The organism is Thiohalorhabdus sp. (assembly GCF_036628635.1).
In the GTDB taxonomy this organism is placed as follows: Bacteria; Pseudomonadota; Gammaproteobacteria; order Thiohalorhabdales; family Thiohalorhabdaceae; genus Thiohalorhabdus.
This window is the reverse complement of record NZ_JAZKRM010000039.1, coordinates 1-21,396: the sequence shown is the minus strand read 5'-3', so window position 1 is coordinate 21,396 and position 21,396 is coordinate 1. Positions and strand designations below refer to the sequence as shown.

At 67.4% G+C, this 21,396-nt stretch carries 20 protein-coding genes; 7 read left to right on the top strand and 13 right to left on the bottom strand.

All coding sequences use genetic code 11. The features are described from left to right. Positions 1-103 precede the first annotated feature (103 nt). The 4 genes from arsB to V5A19_RS11180 all read right to left on the bottom strand — a co-directional run bounded on the left by arsB (position 104) and on the right by V5A19_RS11180 (position 2,661). Positions 104-1,192 (bottom strand): ACR3 family arsenite efflux transporter, encoded by a 1,089-nt coding sequence (gene arsB, locus V5A19_RS11195; protein WP_332327809.1) that lies wholly within the window; start codon positions 1,190-1,192, stop codon positions 104-106. A 12-nt stretch (positions 1,193-1,204) separates the two neighbouring features. Beyond that, positions 1,205-1,552, bottom strand: a complete 348-nt coding sequence (locus V5A19_RS11190; RefSeq protein ID WP_332327808.1) for an ArsR/SmtB family transcription factor — start codon at positions 1,550-1,552, stop codon at positions 1,205-1,207. A 163-nt stretch (positions 1,553-1,715) separates the two neighbouring features. Continuing rightward, positions 1,716-2,063, bottom strand: coding sequence for a YnfA family protein (locus V5A19_RS11185; protein WP_332327807.1), 348 nt, complete (start codon positions 2,061-2,063; stop codon positions 1,716-1,718). 10 nt (positions 2,064-2,073) lie between these two features. Then, positions 2,074-2,661, bottom strand: a complete 588-nt coding sequence (locus V5A19_RS11180; protein WP_332327806.1) for a TMEM165/GDT1 family protein — start codon at positions 2,659-2,661, stop codon at positions 2,074-2,076. Between the two features lie 108 nt (positions 2,662-2,769). Between V5A19_RS11180 and V5A19_RS11175 the strand changes: the two genes are divergently transcribed. Beyond that, positions 2,770-3,732: a CobW family GTP-binding protein gene (locus tag V5A19_RS11175; protein ID WP_332327805.1), complete on the top strand. Its 963-nt coding sequence runs from the start codon at positions 2,770-2,772 to the stop codon at positions 3,730-3,732. A 16-nt stretch (positions 3,733-3,748) separates the two neighbouring features. Here the strand turns inward: V5A19_RS11175 and V5A19_RS11170 are convergent, their stop codons facing one another. The 3 genes from V5A19_RS11170 to V5A19_RS11160 all read right to left on the bottom strand — a co-directional run bounded on the left by V5A19_RS11170 (position 3,749) and on the right by V5A19_RS11160 (position 7,036). Continuing rightward, positions 3,749-4,771: an Acg family FMN-binding oxidoreductase gene (locus tag V5A19_RS11170; protein WP_332319353.1), complete on the bottom strand. Its 1,023-nt coding sequence runs from the start codon at positions 4,769-4,771 to the stop codon at positions 3,749-3,751. Positions 4,772-4,880: 109 nt separating this feature from the next. Beyond that, positions 4,881-5,567, bottom strand: coding sequence for a DNA alkylation repair protein (locus V5A19_RS11165; RefSeq protein ID WP_332319352.1), 687 nt, complete (start codon positions 5,565-5,567; stop codon positions 4,881-4,883). Positions 5,568-5,623: 56 nt separating this feature from the next. Beyond that, the gene (locus tag V5A19_RS11160) at positions 5,624-7,036 is read right to left on the bottom strand and encodes an ELWxxDGT repeat protein (RefSeq protein WP_332319351.1); all 1,413 of its coding nucleotides are present in this window, start codon (positions 7,034-7,036) and stop codon (positions 5,624-5,626) included. A gap of 378 nt (positions 7,037-7,414) precedes the next feature. Between V5A19_RS11160 and V5A19_RS11155 the strand changes: the two genes are divergently transcribed. Continuing rightward, entirely contained in the window at positions 7,415-10,048 is a 2,634-nt protein-coding gene (locus V5A19_RS11155; protein ID WP_332319350.1) for a sensor domain-containing protein, read from the top strand. 84 nt (positions 10,049-10,132) lie between these two features. Here V5A19_RS11155 and V5A19_RS11150 read toward each other — a convergent pair whose 3' ends face one another. From V5A19_RS11150 to V5A19_RS11125, 6 genes are all read right to left on the bottom strand, one after another. Then, positions 10,133-10,741 (bottom strand): DUF998 domain-containing protein, encoded by a 609-nt coding sequence (locus V5A19_RS11150; RefSeq protein WP_332319349.1) that lies wholly within the window; start codon positions 10,739-10,741, stop codon positions 10,133-10,135. A 140-nt stretch (positions 10,742-10,881) separates the two neighbouring features. Further along, complete coding sequence (locus tag V5A19_RS11145; protein WP_332319348.1) at positions 10,882-11,145, bottom strand: hypothetical protein; 264 nt, start codon at positions 11,143-11,145, stop codon at positions 10,882-10,884. After that, on the bottom strand, positions 11,142-11,420 hold the full coding sequence (locus V5A19_RS11140; RefSeq protein ID WP_332319347.1) for a hypothetical protein: 279 nt from the start codon (positions 11,418-11,420) through the stop codon (positions 11,142-11,144). Before V5A19_RS11140 ends, V5A19_RS11145 begins: the two co-directional genes overlap by 4 nt. A gap of 73 nt (positions 11,421-11,493) precedes the next feature. After that, positions 11,494-11,886 carry a hypothetical protein gene (locus tag V5A19_RS11135; RefSeq protein WP_332319346.1) on the bottom strand — a complete coding sequence of 131 codons (393 nt, stop codon included), beginning with the start codon at positions 11,884-11,886 and terminating at the stop codon, positions 11,494-11,496. Between the two features lie 186 nt (positions 11,887-12,072). Next, positions 12,073-12,738 carry a TSCPD domain-containing protein gene (locus V5A19_RS11130; protein ID WP_332319345.1) on the bottom strand — a complete coding sequence of 222 codons (666 nt, stop codon included), beginning with the start codon at positions 12,736-12,738 and terminating at the stop codon, positions 12,073-12,075. Positions 12,739-12,921: 183 nt separating this feature from the next. Continuing rightward, a complete protein-coding gene (locus tag V5A19_RS11125) occupies positions 12,922-15,069 on the bottom strand; it encodes an adenosylcobalamin-dependent ribonucleoside-diphosphate reductase (protein ID WP_332327804.1) in 2,148 nt (715 codons plus the stop codon). A 563-nt stretch (positions 15,070-15,632) separates the two neighbouring features. Between V5A19_RS11125 and ubiE the strand changes: the two genes are divergently transcribed. The 5 genes from ubiE (at position 15,633) to katG (ending at position 21,334) form a co-directional block, all read left to right on the top strand. Then, complete coding sequence (gene ubiE, locus V5A19_RS11120; RefSeq protein ID WP_332319343.1) at positions 15,633-16,445, top strand: bifunctional demethylmenaquinone methyltransferase/2-methoxy-6-polyprenyl-1,4-benzoquinol methylase UbiE; 813 nt, start codon at positions 15,633-15,635, stop codon at positions 16,443-16,445. A 69-nt stretch (positions 16,446-16,514) separates the two neighbouring features. Beyond that, positions 16,515-18,146 carry a 2-polyprenylphenol 6-hydroxylase gene (gene ubiB, locus V5A19_RS11115; protein WP_332319342.1) on the top strand — a complete coding sequence of 544 codons (1,632 nt, stop codon included), beginning with the start codon at positions 16,515-16,517 and terminating at the stop codon, positions 18,144-18,146. A gap of 159 nt (positions 18,147-18,305) precedes the next feature. After that, a complete protein-coding gene (locus V5A19_RS11110; RefSeq protein WP_332319341.1) occupies positions 18,306-18,545 on the top strand; it encodes a hypothetical protein in 240 nt (79 codons plus the stop codon). Positions 18,546-18,551: 6 nt separating this feature from the next. Then, the gene (locus tag V5A19_RS11105; RefSeq protein ID WP_332319340.1) at positions 18,552-18,728 is read left to right on the top strand and encodes a hypothetical protein; all 177 of its coding nucleotides are present in this window, start codon (positions 18,552-18,554) and stop codon (positions 18,726-18,728) included. 368 nt (positions 18,729-19,096) lie between these two features. After that, positions 19,097-21,334: a catalase/peroxidase HPI gene (gene katG, locus V5A19_RS11100; RefSeq protein WP_332327803.1), complete on the top strand. Its 2,238-nt coding sequence runs from the start codon at positions 19,097-19,099 to the stop codon at positions 21,332-21,334. Positions 21,335-21,396 lie beyond the last annotated feature (62 nt).

Here is a 21,396-nt window from a genome sequence, read left to right as displayed (position 1 = left end):
CCGCCGCAGCAGCCGTGGCGCGGCGAGGCCCGCAGGGTGACCGCCCCGCCCCGACCGGCCAGCCAGCGGGCGGTGGCCGGATCCAGGCGCACCGCGGGGGTGGTCATCCGCGAGCCTCTTCCGCAGCCGGAAAGCGGTGGCGGGTGCGGTTGGCGATCTTCACCAGGGCCAGCATCAGCGGCACCTCCACCAACACCCCCACCACCGTGGCCAGGGCCGCCCCCGACTGCAGGCCGAACAGGGCGATGGCGGCGGCCACCGCCAGCTCGAAGAAGTTGCTCGCGCCGATCATGGCCCCCGGCGCGGCCACGCTGTGCGGCACCCGCCAGCCCCAGGCCCACCCGTAGGCGATGAGGAAGACCAGGAAGGTCTGCACGCTGAGCGGGATTGCGATGAGCACGATGTGCAGCGGGCTGGCCAGGATCACCTCGCCCTGGAAGGCGAACAGGAGCACCAGGGTCAGGATCAGCCCCGCCGGCGTGACGGCGCCGATGCGGGGCATGAAGACATTGTCGAACCACTCGATCCCGCGCCGCCGGATCAGGGTCACCCGCGTGAGGTAGCCCGCCGCCAGGGGGATAACGATGTAGAGCACCACCGACAGGGCCACGGTGTCCCAGGGCACGGTGATGTCGGAGATCCCCAGCAGGAAGACCACGATGGGGGCGAAGGCGACCAGCAGGATGAGGTCGTTCACCGCCACCTGCACCAGGGTGTAGGCGGGGTCGCCCCGGGTCAGGTAGCTCCACACGAAGACCATGGCCGTGCACGGCGCCGCCCCCAGCAGGATGGCCCCGGCCAGGTACTCGCGCGCCAGATCGGCGGGGATCAGCGGCGCGAAGACGACCATCAGGAACAGCCAGGCGATGGCGAACATGGTGAAGGGCTTGATCAGCCAGTTCACCGCGGTGGTGATGACCAGCCCCTTGGGCTGGCGGCGCACCCCCAGGATCGACGAGAAGTCGATCTGCACCATCATGGGGAAGATCATGGCCCAGATGAGGATGGCCACCGGGATGGAGACCTGGGCATACTCGAAGCGCGACAGCATCGCCGGCACCGCCGGGGCGAGCTGGCCCAGGGCCACGCCGGCGACAATGGCCAAGGCCACCCACAGCGACAGGTAGCGCTCGAACAGGCCCATGCCCTCGCGGATGCCGGGGGCCTCGGCGCCGTTACGCTCTCGCTTCATGCCGGCTCCCCGTCAGGCGCAGCAGGTGTTTTCGGGCCGGTCGGGCATGCCGTGCAGGGCCCGCCGGTCGTCGGCGTAGGGGGCCGCGGCGACGGCCGCCCGGGCCCACTCATCGACCACGGCCCGCGCCCAGTCGGGCAGGTCCGGGTTCACCCGGTAGTGCATCCAGGCGCCGTGGCGGTGCGCCTCCACCACCTCCGCCTGGCGCAGCTGCCCCAGGTGGCGGGAGATCTTGGGCTGAGCCAGGTCCAGGGCGTAGGTCAGCTCGCACACGCACAGCTCGCCCTCGGCGTGGAGCAGGGCCAGGCAGCGCAGGCGGGTGGCGTCGCCCAGTGCGCGGAAGAAGGTGGCGGCATCCATGGCGGCCCTCCTTTGAATGATGGGGGCATTATATACGGTTAACCGTATATATCAATATCCAGATTTCCAGATATCTTTACCGGGGCCTCGATCCTCCCAGGCCGGAGTGGGCCTGGCTTAAGCCGGACCTACGGATTGTGGGCGCCGCGAAAGCCGCGACGCCTCACCCCGAGCGCGGCCCCAGCAGGATGACCCCCGCCCCGGCCAGGCAGATGGCCGCGCCCACGACGTCCCAGCGGTCCGGCATGCGCCCCTCCACCGCCCACAGCCAGCCCAGCGAGGAGGCGATGTAGACGCCGCCGTAGGCGGCGAAGGCGCGCCCGGCGAAGTCGGCCTCGATGCGGGTGAGCAGGTAGGCGAAGGCGGCCAGGGCGAGCAGCCCCGGCACCAGCCACCAGGCGCTCTTGCCCAGGCGCAGCACCGCCCAGAAGGCGAAGCAGCCGGCAATCTCGCCGGCGGCGGCGCCCAGATAGACGGCCAACGGCCGCAGGAACGCGGTCAAGCTTTCCACGCCGGGCCCCTCACGCGATTACCCCGCCGGCGCGCAGCAGCGCCCACCCGCCGAAGGCGAAGAACAGGACCGCGGCGCCGCGGTGGACCCACCGCGCCGGCAGCCGGCGCAGCAGGGTGGCGCCCACCGCTACACCCAGCACCGACACCGCCCACAGCGCCAGGGTACCGCCCACCAGCACCGCCCAGGTCTCACCGGTGGCGGCGGCCATGGCCACCATGGCCAGCTGCGTCTTGTCGCCCAGCTCGGCCACGAAGATCAGCCCGAAGCTGGCCGCGGCCACCCGCCACCAGCCGCTGGCGGCCACCTCGTCGGCGGCCTCCTCCGTCTCCTCACCGGCGCGCCAGATGTGCACCCCGAAGCCCAGGAAAAGCACCCCGGCGAACAGCAGGACCGCCCACTCCGGGACCAGCTCGTACAGCGCCGCCCCCACCGCCACCGCCACCACGTCGAGCACCAGGAAGGCGGCGCAGATACCGGCCAGGACGGGGCCGGCGCGGTGGCGGTGGGCCAGCGCCATGGCCACCAGCTGGGTCTTGTCGCCGAGCTCGGCGAGGAACAGCAGGGCGAAGGCGGAGGCGGTCGTCGTCGGGCTCACGGCAAGGTCCAGGGTTGGGTGGGGGCGCAAGTATGCCAGCGCGGCCCGGCTGGGCCCATGGCCCCTGCCCGGGCTAGAATCCCCTTCCCCCACGGAACGGATCGACCCATGAGCACAGAAACCCCGCTGCCCTGCCATGTCATCGCCGGCCCCCTGGGGGTGGGCAAGACCACCGCCATCCTCGACTACCTGGCTCGGCACGCCGGCGAGCAGCAGGTGGCCGTTCTGGTCAACGACTTCGGGCCGGTGGGCCTGGACGGCGCCATCATGGCGGGCGAATCGGACGACAGCGGCCTTAAGGTGACCACCGTGCCCGGCGGCTGCGTCTGCTGCGCCGCCGCCGAGGGCCTGGTGACCAGCCTGCAGCGGTTGCTCACCATGGAGCTGGACCGGCTCATCATCGAGCCCAGCGGCATGGCCGACCCCGCCCAGGTGCTCCACCTGCTGCGGCAGGTGGCGGCCGAGTCGCGCCTGGAGCTGCGGCCGACCATCGCCCTGCTCGATCCCCGCGACTTCGACCCGGACCGCGGCCAGCCCAGCCCCTATTTCCGGCTCATGGCCAATGCCGCCGACATCCTGGTGCTCAACCGCACCGACACCGCCGAGCCCGGCACTGCCGGGGCCTTCCGGGCCTGGGCGGAGGGCCTGGAAACCCCGCCGCTGCGGGCGGTCACCACCGAGCACGGCCGCCTCGCCGACGAGCTGTTCGAGCTGGAGGCCGACCCCGTCGGCGGCAAGGGCCACGACGGCCACGGCGCCGCTGTCCATGACCCGGCCGGACGCACGGGCGGTCTGACCTGGCCGGCGGACGCTGTCTTCGACCACGGCCGGCTGGTGCAGACCCTCACCGACATCGCCGAGAACGGTGTGGACGGCATCGAAGTGCCCCGCCTCAAGGGCATCTTCCACACCGACAAGGGCTGGTTCGTCATGCAGGTGGGCGATGGCCGGCTGTCCCTGCGCGAGACCCCGGCGCGCAAGGACAGCCGCGTCGACTGGGTCACCGAGGGCGGCAACGTGGACAGCGAGCGCTTGGCCGCCCTTCTGGGGGCGGCCGGAACGGTGGCCTAAGCGGCGGCTCCCGCGGCTAGCCGTCGATCACCAACTCGGCCGGGCGGCGGGGGGCCGGCCGGCGGGTGCCGCCAGCGTAGCCCAGTCGCAGCAAGACCTGAGGCTGACCGGTGCCGCCCAGTTGCTCGCCCAACCTCTGGCGCAGCTCGGGCACCTGCACCGCCTGGTTGAGATAGGCCGCCTGCACCCCGTCCTCCGCGGCGCGCAGCAGCACCGCCGCCAGGGCCTGGCCGGCGGTGAGCCAGCAGGAGATGCCGTCACGGGCCGTGGTCAGTACCGCCAGCAAGGGGGCCTCCCGGGCCCATTGCCGGTCCTGGCGGGCCTGCGATGGGCCCCAGTTGATCCAACGCAAGTAGGCCGGGAGCACCAGCGACATGGCCAACCCCACCCCCAGGGGGCGCGGGTGGAGACCGTCCCGTTGCCGGCTCAGCCCGGTGCGCAACCAGTCCGCCAGTTCCCGCCGAAAGGGGGGATCGCCGCCCTGGTGGCGGTCGCCTTCGGCCACCAGGGCGGCGACTACGCCCTTGGTCTCGGGCCCGGACAGGCAATGCAGCCCGGCCCCCTCGTGCGCTGCCAGCGACTGCATCATGTTCTGGAGGGCGGGAGGCACAGGGGTAGCCTGGAATGGCCCGCGATGGGTAAAACGCCGGGGGACGGCCCGGAACAGGGATCGATCGGTATCGTCCGGGGCGTGGGGGCCGGCGAGGGTCACCGTCGCCAGGAGCTCGGGGTCCTCGGGATCGGGCGCCGCCTCCACGGTCTCCGCCTGGCCGAAGTAACGCATGGCCAGGCGCAGGTGGAAAAGCGCCGCACCGCAGCTGATGGTCAGCTCCCGGTCCTCGGGATCGGCGATGGGAAGCCTGCGGCGACGATCGGCGTAGAGGTAGGCACGGCCGTCCGCCACCCGGAAGCGCCAGGGCTGGCTGTTGTGGGCCGAGGGCGCCAGCACAGCATAGCGCAGGAAGAAGCGCAGGCGCTGTTCGGTAGTGCCCGCCGAGGGATAGTCCGATTCCCGAACCCGCCAAGGATCGTGGGCCATGCTCATTCCTCCCAACCCTCCTGGGGCCGATGGTGGCGCCGGCAGGTAGCCCTGGGTGAAGCCTCCAAGCCAGGCCACATAGCGGCCAGCTTACCGTAACGGCCAGCCTTCAGTCCTTCCGAAGGCGGCTTCGGACCATGTCCGATTCCAGCTCCCGCTGGGCCTCCCGGCCCAGCTTGCGAGCCTCGTGCCCGCGCTGCTCGGGATCCTGAATGCGCTGGGCCAGCTCGATGGCGGCGGCGTTGAGCTCCGGTGAGCGCTTGCCGATCTGGCGAATGGCCCAGCCCAGCCCCTTGCGCACGTGCTCGCGAGTATCGTCGGCGCCGGCCTCGATATACGGCCAGAAGGGGGCGAAGGCATCGTCGCCGGCGGTGGCGTCGGTCATGGCCAGCACGGCCATGAGGGCGAACCCGGCCCGGCGCACCAGAGCCTCTTCGCGCTGGGCCCATTGGACGGCCTTGTCCCAGGCCGGCTCGGCCTGGGCGAACAGGTTGGCCACCGCCTGGTCGGCCACGTCCCAGGCATCGAGCTCCCCCGCCCACTGCTCCATGAGAACGGCGTCCACCTGGTCCGGATCCGCCACCATGGTGGCCAGCAATCGGGCCTCGTGGATGCCGCTATGCCACAAGGCAAGTGCCAGGTCGTGATCGGTGTCCAGCTCGCGGGCGATCTCCCGCAACCGGGGTACCCGCACCCCCAGGGCGTTGCTGATTGAGATGCCCAGGTGGGCCAGGGCCTGGCGGGCCCCGGGCTCCGCCTCCCGGCGCAGGCGCTGGATGACAGTGTCGGCGTCCATGGGCTCAACGCGGTGGGGACAACAGCGTTCCCATTCTGCCTTCCCCGCGGGTCGGATTACAGGGCTGCCAGCTCCCGGGGATCGTAGTCACTCCTGTTATTGCTCGGTATGGGGATCGGGTCCAGCCCCAGGGAGGTTACCTTCCAAAGCTGCCGGGCCACCGAATCATCGGTGGCGGTGAAAAAGAGCCGATCTTCAAAGTCGGTGAATTCACGAGGTAGCGAGGCCGTTCCTTGAGCCGTATTCAGATCATCGATTTGCTTGGGGGCCCTACCATCGAAATACCACGGCTCGGCCCCGTCGGCATCGGTGGCCTGGAAAACCAGGGTCCCGCCGAAATCGGCCAGCTCGCGGGGATCGGAATCGCCGTTGGGATTAACCACTAACTGACTGGCCTCTTGTAAGCTAGCGGAGGAAACGGTCCAAAATCCCACAACAATGCCGTCGTTCGCCGCAAAGAAAAGCCGGTTTCCGGAAACCCGGAAATTGTGCGGATTGGATCCGCCCCCCACTTCTATATTGATATTTTCAACCATTTCGTGGAAGCCACTTGTATCGGCTCGCCACAGCTCCTCGCCATTGTTGTTCGGTCCGCTGGCCCCGAAATATACGAAGTTACCGAAAGCCGTGATGTGGGCCGGATTGGAATCGCCGGAACCATCATTTATATCGATGGCCACCGGATTGCCGCTGGTGCCATCGGAACGCCAAACCTCCCTTCCCCTCGGTCCGCCGTCGGTGGCGCCAAAGAACAGAATGCCATTCAGGTACGTCAGATAGTCCGGATCGGCGCTGCCGGAGCTGTTGATATCCGCGACCTGCTGAGTTCCGGCAGGAGTGCCGTCGGTCCGCCATAGCTCCACGCCATCGGTGCCGTTGGTGGCACTGAAGAACAGAGTGCCGCCGGCTTCGGTGAACCGGGCCGGATCGGAGCTTCCCGGCGATACGGCCCGGTTGATGTCCCTCACCTGCCTAACCTGCTCTCCGGAAACGTCGTAGACCCACAGCTCGGTACCGGTGGCACCGTCATCGGCCGCGAAGTAGAGATCCCCTTTGAAAACAGTCAGGTCTGCCCCGTCGGCAATGCCGTCGTCGTTACCGGGATTGATATCGGCCACCTGCTCCGTGCCGGCGGTGGTGCCGTCGGTGCGCCACAGCTCGCGGCCGTCAGCGGCCGTGCGGGCGGTGAAGTAGACGGTATCCTGGATGCGGACGAAGGACTGGGGGTCGGAGCTGCCGCCAGTGCCGTTAATGTCCATGAGCTGCACCGGCGACAGGCCGGGGCTGCGCAGGATCCACGGCTCGCGGCCGTCGGTTCCGGCATCGGCGGAGAAGTAGAGGCCGGAGACGCCGGGGGGTAGGCTCCCCGTGGGGCCGCGGTCGCCGCAACCCCCGGGCCCCCAGAGAAGGACCAGGCCGAGAACGACGGCGAAGCCGCCGGTGCCCGAATTGGCGTTGCCCTCGGTCATACCCCCTCCCTACGCCTAGCCGATCGGACCCGTTGCCCCTCCTAATGCCACTATGCCCCTTTGCCAGGCACCAGGCCCTACCCGCCCCGGCCGATGACCGCTGAACCGTCACAATGTGGGGATCCATAGAGACTAGTAGGCGATGGGGTGCCGGCTTGGCGGGACCCGGTCCGCGGGAGCAGCCGCCGCACCCCGCGGTGCCGCCTTCTGATGACGCGGTCGGTGTCCATAGCGCCGCCCCCTTCCCTGTTCAGGATTCGCTTCGTTTTGAACCGAACACCAACGCGCTCGGGAAGGCCGACCCTAGCGGCCCATTTTGCCTAAGCAACAAACCGGGTACCTTGTGGCATACCCTTTGGGCAATATTCAGGAACACCCATGCCCGCCTGGAATCGCGTCCTTTTGCCCCTCGCTGCTGTCCTTCTGGCCACGGCGGGAGCAGCTGGGGTCGGTTTTGGCGTGGCGTGGCCGGACGTTGTCCCGCAAACCGCGCTGGCCACCGGGTTCTGGGCCGAGGCCTTCGGTGGCGGGCTGGGGCTTTTAGGGGTGGCCGCTACCCTGGGGCGGGCCCAGCGGCCTGAGGGGGAAATCGAGCAGGGCCGCATCCTCTCCAATCTTCAGGGCATGGTCTACCGCTGCCACAACCGCCCGGACTGGCCCATGGATTTTGTCAGCGAGGGCGCACTCGCGCTGACCGGCTACACCCCCGAGCAACTACTGGCAGGCCACCCCTCGTGGGGCGACCGGATCCATCCCGAGGATGCCGAATACGCCTGGGAGGCGGTCCAGAAGGGCCTTGCCGCCGGAGAAAAGTTCCAGGTGACCTATCGGTTTTACCACGCCGACGGTTACGTGCGCTGGTTTTGGGAACAGGGCGGGACCGTGGGCACCCGCGAGGGCCAGACCGTACTCGAGGGCTACATCAACGACGTCACCGAGGCCGAGGCCTATCGCCGCCAGCAGGAACGGCTGTCGGCCATCGTCGAGGCCTCGCTGCTGGTCGTCGGCATGGCCGGCCCCGACGGCCGCTCGCTCTACCTCAACCGGGCCGGACGGGCCCTGATGGGCTTCGAGGCGGAGGAGGACATCAGCCGCTATTTCATCCGCGACTACCATCCCGAGTGGGCCTATCGGCGGGTACGCGACGAGGCCCTGCCCCACGCCGCTGAGGTGGGCCCATGGCACGGCGAAGTGGTTCTGCTCAGCCACAACGGGGAGGAGATCCCCATATCGGCGGTGCTCCTCGCCCACCGGGATCCCCGGGGCAGCCTCGAGTACTACTCCCTGGTCGGCACCGACATCCGGGCCCTCAAGCGCACCCAGGAGGCACTCCAGCAGGAACGGGACCTCTCGCAGGCCCTGCTCACCCACCTGCCCGGGCTTTTCTACCTCATCAACGTGGACTTCAACCTGGTCCACTGGAACCAGGGGCTTGAAACCGTCACCGGCTACCGCAGCGAGGAACTGCGCGGTACCTCGGGGCTGGCCTTCTTCGGACCCGAGGACGCCGCATACATCCGCAACCAGCTAAGGCATACCCTCACCGAGGGCCACGCCACCGCCGAAGCCGAGCTGCTGACCAAGAACGGCGACGCCATCCCCTATGCCTTCGAGGGCCAGCGCGTCGACCTCGAGGGGCGGCCTCACGTCATCGGCTTTGCCTCGGACATCACCCTTCGGCGCCAACAGGAGGCCGAGATACGACGGCTGGCCTACGGCGACCCCCTGACCGGCCTGCCCAACCGGACCAACCTCCATCACCAGGTCCACATCGAGATTAGCCGGGCTCAGCGCCACGGCGGCATCGGCGCCCTTGTGTACATGGACCTGGACGACTTCAAAGCGGTCAACGACGCCTTCGGCCACCCCTCTGGCGACCACCTGCTCAGGGCGTTTGGCGGGACCCTGGCAGCCAACCTTCGCGAAGAGGACACCCTAGCCCGGGTAGGCGGTGACGAGTTCGTCCTGCTGCTTCCGGACCTGGCGGAGGAGGTCGACACCGCTGCCGTCCGCGCCCGGCAGGCGGTGGATCGCATCCACAATGGCCTGACGACACCGCTTTCCATCGGCGATCGCACCTTGCAGGTGAAGGTCAGCTCGGGCATTGCCCTGTTCCCGGAACCCGAGGCCGAGGTGGACAACCTGTTGCAGCAAGCAGACACCGCCATGTACCAGGCCAAGAACCAGGGCAAGGGAGAAGTGCGCTTCTACGACCCGGCCATGCTGGAGGCGGTGCGCAGCCGTCTGGATCTGGAGCAGGAGCTGCATCGGGCCCTGGACGAAGGGCATCTGGCCCTGCATTTCCAGCCCATTATGGCCGCCGACGGGCACCGCGTGACCGCTCTGGAAGCGCTGGCGCGCTGGGAGCATCCGGAGCGCGGCTGGATCTCCCCGGCGGTCTTCATCCCCCTGGCCGAAAAGACCGGCTTGATCCATCGGCTGGGGGAGTGGGTCGTGACGAAAGCCCTGGCCCAGGCTCGCAAACTCCAGGAGGCCGACTTAGCGGTCCCCGTGTCGGTAAATGTCAGTCCCCAGCAGCTCCTCTACACCCGCATTGCGGACGTCATCGGCAACGCCCTGCGGGAACAGGGTCTGGATGGCACCATGCTGGATCTGGAGGTTACCGAGCAGGCCCTGCTGGAGAATCCGGAAACGGTAGCCGAGCAGATGGGCGAGCTGCGCCGGTTTGGCGTCCGATTCTCCATCGACGACTTCGGCACGGGGTATTCCTCGCTGATCTCCCTCAAGCAGCTGCCCCTGAACGCCCTCAAGGTGGACAAATCCTTCGTCCAGGACCTGCTGGACAGTGCCCAGGACAAGGCTATCGTCGAGACCATACTGGCCATGGGCAACCAGCTGGGGCTCGCCACCGTTGCCGAGGGTGTGGAGACCCGGGAGCAAGCCCAGCTCCTTACGCAATGGGGCATCCAGTCGCTTCAGGGCTTCCTCTACGCCCAGCCCATGCCGCCCGAGGAACTGGATCACTTCCTGGCGGGCCGTTTGCCCGGCTAGTGGGTTAAGCCTTGCCTCGCCGGGGGCCGCCTCAGCATCAGGAGAAGATGGAGGGGCTCCGGAACCGCCGGGGAGGTGGGCCGCCTAGGCCAGCCGGAGGGGAAGCAACACGGCGGTCACCCCCAGCCAGGCCAGGATGCCCAGCAGGAAGACCCGCTGCAGGAAGCCCTCGAACCCCGTGCCGATGGCACCCAGGGTGGTGAAAAGCAGGGCCAGGCCGGCGCCGCCGGTGATCAGGGAATAAAGGGTAAGGCCCCAGGTCGCCATCCGATCCGCGGCCCAGAACCCCAGGGCCAGGCAGGCCACCACCGCCCCCAGTACCGCCAGCAGCCCCGCGAGCGCATGGATCCGGCCAGAGGTGGTGCGGGGACTGGGCGGGCAGCCGGGCTCGCAGGGAAACAGGCCGGATACCAGGGTGCCCGCCGCGAGGATCCCGACCCCGCCGGTGACCACCGGCAGGCCCACCAGCCACCAGAGTCCCCAGGCGTAGAGCCCTATCAGGGCACCGGCCACCGCCCAGGCGGCATTGAACCCGCGCGCCCGGGGCGAGGCCGAGGTTCCCAGCTCGCTGACCATGGCGGCGCGGTGACGGTAGCGGGGATATTCGGCCCCGGCGGCGACCACCGCGATGACCATGAGCACCGGTGGAACCGCCCCCCCAGGGTCAGATAGGGCCCGAGCGCCGCCAGCCACTCGTTCAGCAGCTCCCTGACATCCCCCCTTTCCTCGGTTAGGTCGGCAAAACGGGGCCAGAGGATGCGCCTTGTCCCGGCCGCAGCAAACACCCCGATGGTTCCGTCCGATCCCCTGGCCGCTTTCTCCCGCCGGCGGGATTAGTGCTCCATATCGCAGCAGTCTCGATCGGCGGAGCGACCTTTATCGGAGGGATCCGAGCCCTCGGGCCGAAAGGGCCGGTCGGACAGGCGGGGGCCCGGGAGGGCCTCGGTGGGTGGAGGGCGGTGTTCGGCCTCGGCCTCCTCGGTCGGCGGGGCCTGGTCGTCACCTGCCCGGTCACCGGCGGGCTCGCCCGCAACGGCGGCGCCCACGGCCAGAAGAAGCAGGCCGGCCGCCGGAGGGAGCAGCGCATCCAGCATCACACGCCGTCCTCCCCGCACCGGGTGCTGGCCCGGCGCACTCGCTCGGCGTCGATGGACACCATCACCCCCAGGGCGAAGACGGTCACCGCCACCGGACCGATGAAGCCGCGGGGCAAAACGAAGGCGGCCACCACCGCGGCCGGCAGGGCCAGGGCGAACACCCGTCGCCAGCGCACCCGAAAGCGGGCGCACCCGCTGCAGTGCGGGCACTCCGTTTCCATGCGGATCCAGGTAAGCGGCAGACGGTGGCCGCAGAACGGGCAAGCGGGCGTCATGGGCCCCTCTTCTCGACGAACCGGACATCCTTACAGCCTAGCGGGTTCGCGGCAGGGAATGGACCGATTGAAACTAGGGGCTTTCCCGGGCAGGCCGAAGCGCCCTTATCAGGCGGTGGCCAGCCAGCAGCAGGAAAGCGTTCAAGGCGAGGGGCGGGAAGAGAATGGCGGCACGGATCGGAGGACCCATCATGTTGTCGCGCGCCAAACCACCGGCCAAAAGCTCCTGGAGGTACAGACTCCAGGGCAAAGCCAGCCACTCGGGTAGGTACAGGGCCAGGTATAGAAAGGGAAAGGCGAAGAACGCAAGCACGGCCCCCTCCCCGCCTCCCGGTTCCGACATCGAGCCAAGCAGCACTGCCAACAGCACCACCCCGAGCCCAACCCCGTAATAGATCACCAGAGTCAGGACCTCCAGCAGCGCGGCGTAGGCCATGGCGCGCAGGGGCAGCCCCAGCCATCCCATATCTCTCCCCCTTTTTTGCTTGCTCCCGTATCGGCTAGATATTGGGTGCCGGCGCGGGGTCGGGGACTCCGGGCTCCGGGGAGCCCTGACCCGCCCGCTGAGCGGGCGGGCCATCCCCCAGTCGCCCTACGCCCCCGGCCCCGCGCCGTTCCGGCCGATAGGCCGGTCAGACCGGCACAGGCAGGCTCACCCGCACTTGGAGTCGCCGCACTCCAGGCACATGTTGCAGCCGTCCATGCGCACCACCGCCACGGCATTGCAGTTGCCGCACATGGTGGCGTTCTGGAGGGCGCCGGTCTCCTCGGCCTTCTCCTTCTTCGCCTTCATCTCGCCGGAGAGCTCGGGCTTGTCGATCATGCCGATTTTCTGCAGATGCATCTCCAGCACCTCGCCCAGCTCGGCCACCAGCGAGGGCATGTAGCGCCCGCCCTTCTTGAAGTAGCCGCCGGCGGGGTCGAACACCGAGCGCAGCTCCTCCACCAGGAAGCCGACGTCGCCGCCCTTGCGGAACACCCCGGACAGCACCCGGGTCAGGGCCACGATCCACTGGAAGTGCTCCATGTTCTTGGAGTTGATGAAGATCTCGAAGGGCCGCCGGTGCTCCTTGCCCGTGCCCTCGTGCATGATCACGTCGTTGATGGTCACGTACAGGGCGTGCTCGGACAGCGGCGTCTTGATCTTGTAGGTGGACCCCTCCAGCCGCTCCGGTCGGTCGTCCGGCGGCGTCACATGGACGACATCGGCCTCCTCCTGCGAGGAGGCCACCTGCGGCTGCTGCTGGCCCTGCCCCTGCTCGCTCTCGTCGGTCACCACCGAGTATCCGGTGATCTGCTGGTCGATCTTGATGGTCATTGGTCCATCTCCTGACTTTTATTCGGTTTCAGGCACCCCAAAGAAGGCCAAAGGTACGGCGACCCCCCAACACTAAAAAATCAAGCCTAGCTATCTACCAGCCATTCCCACAAAGGCTTTTTCCTAGATTTTTTGCTGTACTCGAGGGGTTGTTAAGGGGCGGAAAGGTCCTCCCCTTAAATCCTAAAATCGCCCGTAATACCCCTCCTTCAACGCGTCGTACAGATTGGCCGCGTTGTGGGTCTCGCCGTCGTACTCGACCTCCTCGTCGCCTCTTGCCTCCACCACTGAGCCGTCATCCAGCTCGAAGCGGTAGGTGGTGTTCTTGAGGTCCTTGTCCTGGACCAGCACCCCCTGGAAGGCCTCGGGATTGAAGCGGAAGGTGGTGCAGCCCTTCAGCCCCTTGTCGTAGGCGTAGAGGTAGATGTCCTTGAAGGCGTCGAAGTCGAAGTCCTGGGGCACGTTGATGGTCTTGGAGATGGAGCTGTCGACCCACTTCTGGGCCGCGGCCTGGATCTCCACGTGCTGCCAGGGCTGGATGCTGTTGGTGTCCACGAAATAGTCCGGCAGGGCGTGCTCGCCCTCGGCCTCGGTATCGGCTTGAGGGTCAACGAAGTGCTTGTAGGCGAGCAGCTCGTAGGAGTCGACCTCCACCTTCTCCTTGGATTTGCGCCCTTCGCGGATGACGTTGCGGAAGTACTTGTGGGCGAAGCTGGGCTCGATGCCGTTGCTGGCGTTGTTGGCCAGCGACAGGGAGATGGTCCCGGTGGGGGCGATAGAGCTGTGGTGAGTGAACCGCGCCCCGTGCTCGGCGATGGACCCGGTGACCTCGGCCGGGAACTGCTGCATGTAGCGGCTGTAGTGGGCCATCAGCACCCTGCCCGGGACGGTGTCGCCCACCTGGTAGCCATCACTAGCCATCTCCGGGCGCAGCCGCAACATCTCGTCATCCACGGTGAAGCTCTCGTCCATGATGGGTGCGGCGCCCTTCTCCTGGGCCAGCTCGGCGGCCGTGCGCCAGCCGGTTTCGGCCAGCTCGCGCGATACCTGCTCGGTGAAGTCCACCGAGGGGGGGTCGCCGTAGGTCATGCGCAGCATGGCCAGGGTCGAGCCCAGGCCCAAAAAGCCCATGCCGTGGCGGCGCTTGCGCTCGATCTCGCGCTGCTGCTCGGCCAGCGGCAGGCCCGAGATCTCTACCACGTTGTCCAGCATGCGGGTGAACACCGCCACCACCTCGCCGTATTCGTCCCAGTCGAAGTAGGCGTCCTCGGTAAAGGGATTGCGCACGAACTGGGTGAGGTTCACCGAGCCCAGCAAACAGGCGCCGTAGGGGGGCAGGCCCTGCTCACCGCACGGATTGGTCGCCCGGATGTTCTCCACGTACCAGTTGTTGTTCATGTCGTTGTACTGGTCGATGAGGATGAAGCCGGGCTCGGCGTAGTCGTAGGTGGAGGACATGATGGCGTTCCACAAATGCCGGGCCTTGATGGTCCGGAACACCTTGCAGGCAACGCGGCCGTCAGAATCGACGATGTAGTCGGTCGCCTCGCGGTTGGGCCAGTCGCGCCATACCACCTGCTCGGAATCGTTGAGGTCGATGGCCTCCACCTCGGCCTGCTTGTGGGTCACGGGGAAGGCCAGGCGCCACCAGTCGTCGCTCTTCACCGCCTCCATAAACCCGTGGGTGATCAGCAGCGACATGTTGAACTGCCGCAGGCGGCCGTCCTCGCGCTTGGCGCGGATGAAGTCCTGGACGTCCGGGTGGCCCACGTCGAAGGTCGCCATCTGGGCACCGCGACGGCCGCCGGCGGAGGAGATGGTGAAGCACATGCGGTCGAAGATATCCATGAATGACAGCGGCCCGGAGGTGATGGCGCCGGCCCCGGCGACGAAGGCGCCCTTGGGCCGCAGGGTGGAGAAGTCGTAGCCGATGCCGCAGCCGGCCTTCAGGGTCAGGCCGGCCTCATGCACCTTCGCCAGGATGCCGTCCATGGAGTCGGTGACGGTCCCGGACACGGTGCAGTTGATGGTGGAGGTGGCCGGTTTGTATTCCTGGCCACCGGCGTTGGAGGTGATCCGACCGGCGGGGATGGCGCCGTGGCGCAGGGCCCACAGGAAGCGGAAGTACCAGTGCTCTTGCTTGTCCGCCTCCTCCACGTCGGCCAGCGCCCGCGCCACCCGCCGATAGGTGGCGTCCACGTCCTCATCCACCGGATTCCCGCGCAGGTCCTTGAGCCGGTATTTCTTGTCCCATATATCGACCGAGGCGGCCTGGAAGGGAACGGTCACCGACTGGCTGGATTCGGCGAGGGCTTGGGCGTTGGCGCTCATCGGGACTCCTCCACTGGGGCTGGTCGGTTTGGGCTATGCGCTACGCCCCGGGCGACGCTTGGGTGTGGTTGGCGACCGGGGCTGTGGAAAATGTGGAAACTGTGGAAAACCACAATATCTAGTACTGCGTGAAAGAAGATAACCGAATATATGGGGCTTCGCAAGCCATGCCGCTGGGCGCGTAACCTCCCGTGTGACGGGGGGAAACGAGGCATTTCAGAGCATTAGAGGAAACTTAATTTTGGCCGGCTTCCGCGCTAGATATCGCCTCGTTCACCTCCTCTACTGGCATATCTCGTTGCAAACGAAGGGGAAAGGGGGCGGGTCGCGGTGAGGAGGCCGCTCCTACCAATCCATGGCGGGCCCGGGCCGTCTCCGCCCCGGCGCCCTGGCGGGGCGTTCCCCGAAGGGCGCACTGGAAATCTCCGATTTCGGAGCCCGCAGGGGAACGAGCCGCCCCGGTGCATACCCTCCGCGAATTGAAGGGCTACGGCATCTAAAGTAGGCTTCCATGCTGACCAGTTCCGGCCGACCACCCCCCCAAAGGAACCAGGGACCGCCGCATGAACGCCGACCGAAGCGACGAGGACGCACGGCCGGGGGAGACCGGCCCATTGAGAACGGATAGAAAACAAGATACCACTCACTTCGGCTACCAGGAAGTCCCCCTGGGGGAGAAGCGTCGCCGGGTGCGCGGGGTTTTCGACTCGGTGGCCCCCAGCTACGACCTGATGAACGACCTCATGTCGGGCGGGCTGCACCGCTACTGGAAGCGCTACACGGTGTGGCGGGCCCAGGCGCGGGCCGGCGACCAGGTGCTGGATGTTGCCGGCGGCACCGGCGACCTGGCCCGGCAGTTCTCGCCTATCGTGGGCCCGCGTGGCCGGGTGATGGTGGCCGATATCAACCACGAGATGCTGCGGGTGGGGCGGCGCCGGCTGGCGGACGAGGGATTGGTGGGCAACCTGGACTGGGTCACCGCCGACGCCGAGGCCATGCCCCTGCCCGATGACCGGTTCGACGTCATCACCGTGGCCTTCGGCCTGCGCAACATGACCCGCAAGGGCGGCGCCCTGCAGGAATTCCGGCGGCTGCTAAGGCCCGGCGGCCAGCTCCTAGTGCTGGAGTTCTCGCACCCGGTCTGGCCGCTCAAGCCCTTCTACGACGCCTATTCCTTCAAGATCATCCCGCGGCTGGGTCAGCTCATCGCCGGCGACCGCGAGAGCTACCAGTACCTGGTGGAATCCATCCGCCAGCACCCGGACCAGCGCACCCTGGCGGAGATGTTCGCCGACGCCGGTTTCGAGCGCGCCGGTTACACCAATCTCACCGGCGGCATCGTGGCCCTGCACACCGGCTTCAAGGCGCAGGCTTAGGGCCCCTTGGCGCGGGCAACCCCCCGACCGCCCGGCTACCGCCGCCTTAGACCGCGCCACGCTTGGCGTATGCTGGTCATCGGCCGCACCCTGGCCCGGTACGGCCTGGACGAGCTGCTGGCGCTCATTCCGGTGTTCCGGCCCTACGCCTGGGTCAGCCGCCTCAACCCCTTCCGGCGACGCTTGGTGCGGCGCTACAGCCGCGGCCGGCGCCTGCGCCTGGCCCTGGAGGCGCTGGGCCCGCCCTTCATCAAGCTGGGCCAGATCCTATCCACCCGCCGCGACCTCCTGCCGGCGGACATCATCGAGGAGCTGGCCTACCTCCGGGACGACGTCGCACCCTTCAACGGCGACATTGCCGCGGCCATGGTTGCCGAGGCCCTGGAAAGCGACCTCGACCGACTGTTCCCGGTCTTCGGCCGCGAGCCGGTGGCCTCGGCCTCCATCGCCCAGGTCCACTCCGCCAAGCTGCCCGACGGCACCGGGGTAGCGGTCAAGGTCCGCCGACCGGGCATCGAGGCCCTGATCGACACCGACCTGGCGGTGATGTTCGCCGTCGCCGCCCTTGGCGAGCGCGCCCACCCCGAGGCGCGGCGCCTTAAGCTGGTGGCGGTGGTCAACGAGTTCGCCAAGACCATTCACGACGAGCTCGACCTTGAGAAGGAAGGCGCCCACGCCAGCCAGCTGCGGCGCAACTTCCGGGACAACCCCATCCTGTTGGTGCCCCAGGTGCACTGGCGGCGCACCGCCCGCGAGGTGCTGACCCTGGAATGGATCGAGGGCGTGGCCATCGACAAGCGCGACGCCCTTGACCGCGCCGGCGCCGATGTCGATGCGGTGTCGCGCTACGCGGCGGAAGTGTTCTTTCAGCAAGTGTTCCGGGACGGCTACTTCCACGCCGACATGCACCCGGGCAACGTCTTCGTAGGCGCCGGCAACCAGCTGCAGGTGGTGGACTTCGGCATCATGGGCACGCTCGCCGCCGACCAGCGGCGCTATCTGGCGGATATGCTGCTGGCCTTCCTGGAGCGGGACTACCCGCGCGCCGCCTGGGTCCACCTGGAGGCCGGCTACGTGCCGGCAGACACCGACATGGCGGCCTTCGAGGACGCCCTGCGGGCCATCGCCGAGCCGGTTCTGGACCGGCCGCTGGAGGAGATCTCCATGGCCCACCTGCTGATCCGGCTGTTCCAGACCACCCGCCGCTTCCACATGGAGACCCAGCCCCAGCTGATCCTGCTGCAGAAGACCATGGTCAACGTCGAGGGCATCGCCCGCGAGTTCAATCCGCAGATGAACATCTGGACCGCGGTGCAGCCGCTGCTGCGGGACTGGATGATCAGCGAGAAGGGCCCGGGCCGGGCGTGGCGGGAGGTCCGGCGCGAGGCCCCGGAATGGGGCCGGCTGCTGCCGGCGCTGCCGCGCCAGGCAGCGAGCTTTCTGGACCGGGCGCTGGCAGACGACCTCACCCTCAATCTGCACGGTCCCCAGCTGGAGCAGATCCGGGACGAAGTGCGGGGCGGCATCCGGCGCCTCGCCCTGGCCGGTACCGGCGGCGCCCTGGTGTTGGCGGGCTCCCTGGCGGCCCTAGTGCCGGACCTGGAGCCGCGGCTGGGCTTCCCCGGCTGGTGGCTGGCCGCCGGCTTGGCCGGGGCCGGGGGCCTGTTGATCCTGGCCGGTTTGATTCGGGCGCGGACTTAGTTAGGGAGTCCGGATGAACCTGTCTTTCCGCTCGGCCCTCCCCGCCTCGGCTGTTTGGGCGGCCCCGGCCCAGTGGCGACGGCAACCGGGGCCCTGCAGGGCCAAGGTGATGTGCGCCAGGAGCGGCCCTGTTGATGGCCCATCCTGGCGGTATGGCGTTTGAGGGGGTCGGCCTCGAGCCCGGACCAACCGCCGGACGCCGGACGCGCCTGGCGGGCCTATTTCGTGCTCCTGCTGCTGTACCTGGGGGCTAGCGAAGTCCAGGCTTGGCGGCATCTGGCCGAACCCGGCCCCACAGACGTGGTCCTACGCCTGGCCACCCTGGCCTTGGCCGTGGTGGCCCTAACGGGACTCTACGGCTTCATCCGCCGCCGCCCCATCCTGCGTCCGGGCTTCTAGTGGCTGGTGCTGGCCCTGCTGATCGCGGCCGTCGGCAGTTCGGTCTGGGTCCTGCTGAGCCTGGCCACCGAGCCGGCCGGGGGGCCGGCCATTGCCACCGCCATGGTCCTCTACCTCCTGCCCTTGCTGCCCCTTCTTTACGCTCTCGGGCGCTACGCCGCCGACCGGGGCCTGTGGTGCTGAGCCCGGTGCCGCCCCGGCGCTTGCTCGGTCCCGGCCGGTTTGTCATAGTGGGGGAAAGGGTTACGTGATCGGATCACCATAACGGCACATGTGAGCCGAATGCGCCAGCCTTCCCGGCCCAGCGCTCGCCACCTCCGGCGGGAGGTTCGCGTGTTTTCCACGGGGAAGCTCCATGGGTGCCCCCGGCCTCCCGCGGCCCCATCAATGGGTCCGTGAACGCCCGTTTACCCCCCGTTTCAGCCCAGTTGCCGCTTATAGATATCCAAATATTTGGGAAAGCTTAAATTCACGCCCATTGACAGGATATCAGAGTGGGGTGATTTTAGACTAAGTACAAAGCAAAACGCTGTCTAAAGGAGCCGTACACCATGCGAAAACCAACAAGCACTTTGATAGCCGCCTTAGCGGTGGCGTTATCGCCATTTATGCTGTTGACCTCTGCCCAAGCGCAGGACAGCCAGGCAAAGGCCAAGTCCAACCAATACTGGTGGCCGGAGCAGCTGGACCTGAGCCCGCTTCGACGCCCCAACCCTGAATCTGACCCCAGAGATGCCGATTTCAGCTACGCCGAGCAGGTCGAGGAGCTCGACTACGCCGCTCTCAAGAAAGACCTCAAGGACATGATGACCACCTCGCGTGACTGGTGGCCGGCGGACTATGGTCACTACGGTCCGTTCTTCATTCGCATGTCCTGGCATGCCACGGGCACCTACCGCATGCGTGACGGCCGCGGCGGTGTCGGTGGCGGGCAGCAGCGCTTTGACCCGCTCAACAGCTGGCCGGACAACGCCAACCTGGACAAGGCCCGGCGCCTGCTCTGGTCCATCAAACAGGACTACGGCGACAAGATTTCCTGGTCCGACCTGCTGGCGCTGGCCGGCACCGTGGCGATGGAAGACATGGGCTTCGAGACCCTTGGCTTCGCATTGGGCCGCACGGACGACTGGGAGCCGGACCAGGTCTACTGGGGCCCCGAGAGCGAGATGCTTGCGGGCGAGCGTTACGAGGGCGGACATGATCTTGAGCGGCCCTTCGGCGCCACCCAAATGGGTCTGATCTACGTTAATCCGGAAGGTCCGAAAGGTGAGCCCGACCCGCTGGCCGCGGCCAAGGCCACCCGCGAGACCTTTGGGCGTATGGCCATGAATGACGAAGAAACCCTGGCGCTGATTGCTGGCGGCCACACCTTCGGCAAGGCGCACGGCGCTAACAAGGCCGAGGACTGCGTGGGCCGCGAGCCGGCGGCGGCGGACATGGAAGAGCAGGGGCTCGGCTGGAAGAACAAGTGCGGCAAGGGCAAGGCCGAGGACACCTATACCAGTGGCCTGGAAGGCGCCTGGACGGCCAGCCCCGCGAAGTGGACCCAGCAGTACCTGCAGAACCTCTTCAGCTTTGAATGGAAGAAGACTGAGAGCCCGGCGGGCAAGACCCAGTGGGAGCCCAAGGCCGAAAGTGCTTCCAATATGGTCCCGGACGCGCACGTCGAGGGTAAGCGTCACGCGCCCATGATGTTCACGACGGATATTGCGCTGAAGCGCGATCCGGAGTACCGCAAGATCGCCAAGCGCTTCATGGAGAACCCGGAAGCGTTCGAACAGGCGTACGCTCGCGCCTGGTTCAAACTCACGCACCGTGACATGGGCCCGCGCTCGCGCTACATGGGTCCGGCCGTCCCCGAGCAGAAGTTTGCCTTCCAGGATCTGCTGCCGGAAGCCGACTACAAGACGGTCGGATCGGGCGACATCGAGAGCCTGAAGAGCGACATCAAGGAGTCGGATCTGGGCGTTCAGGAACTGGTCCGCGTGGCCTGGGCCTCGGCGTCTAGCTACCGCGACACCGACAAGCGCGGCGGTGCCAACGGTGCCCGGGTTCGTCTGGAACCACAGAAAAACTGGGCAGTGAACAATCCGGAAGAGCTCGACCGCGTGCTGAGCCGGTTGGATGACATCCGCCAGGATTTCAACGAATCCCAGCGGTCCAACAAGAAGGTGTCGCTGGCGGACATGATCGTGTTCGGTGGCGCAGCCGCAATCGAGAAGGCCGCCGCACGGGCGGGCAACGACATCACCGTGCCCGTGAAGCCGGGCCGGGTGGATGCCACCGCGAAAATGACCGATGCCGATTCCTTCGACGTGCTCAAGCCGGACGCGGACGCCTTCCGGAACTATTACAGCAGCGAAGCGGATGACTCGCCCACCGCCGAAATGGTCGAGAAGGCCAACAGCATGGGCCTGACCGTGCCGGAGATGACGGTGCTCATCGGCGGCATGCGCGCACTGGATGCCAACGCCGAGGACGTGGACCACGGCGTGCTCACCGACGAGCCCGGCACCCTGACCAACGACTTCTTCGTCAATGTCCTGGACATGTCGACGAAGTGGGAGAAAGCCAAGGACCAGGAAGGGCTCTACGTGGGTCGTGATCGCGAAACGGGTGAGCGTCAGTGGACGGCGACACCCGTGGACCTGATCTATGTATCCAACGCCGAACTGCGCGCCGTGACGCAGTACTACGCCACTGACGACGCCCAGCGGAAGTTTCTGGACGACTTCGTCGATGCCTGGGTCAAGGTCATGCAGGCCGACCGCTTCGACCTGAAGCACTGAAACCAGCGCTTGGAGCGCTGAGCACAAGGGCCACCTATTCGGGTGGCCCTTTCTTTGGTTCC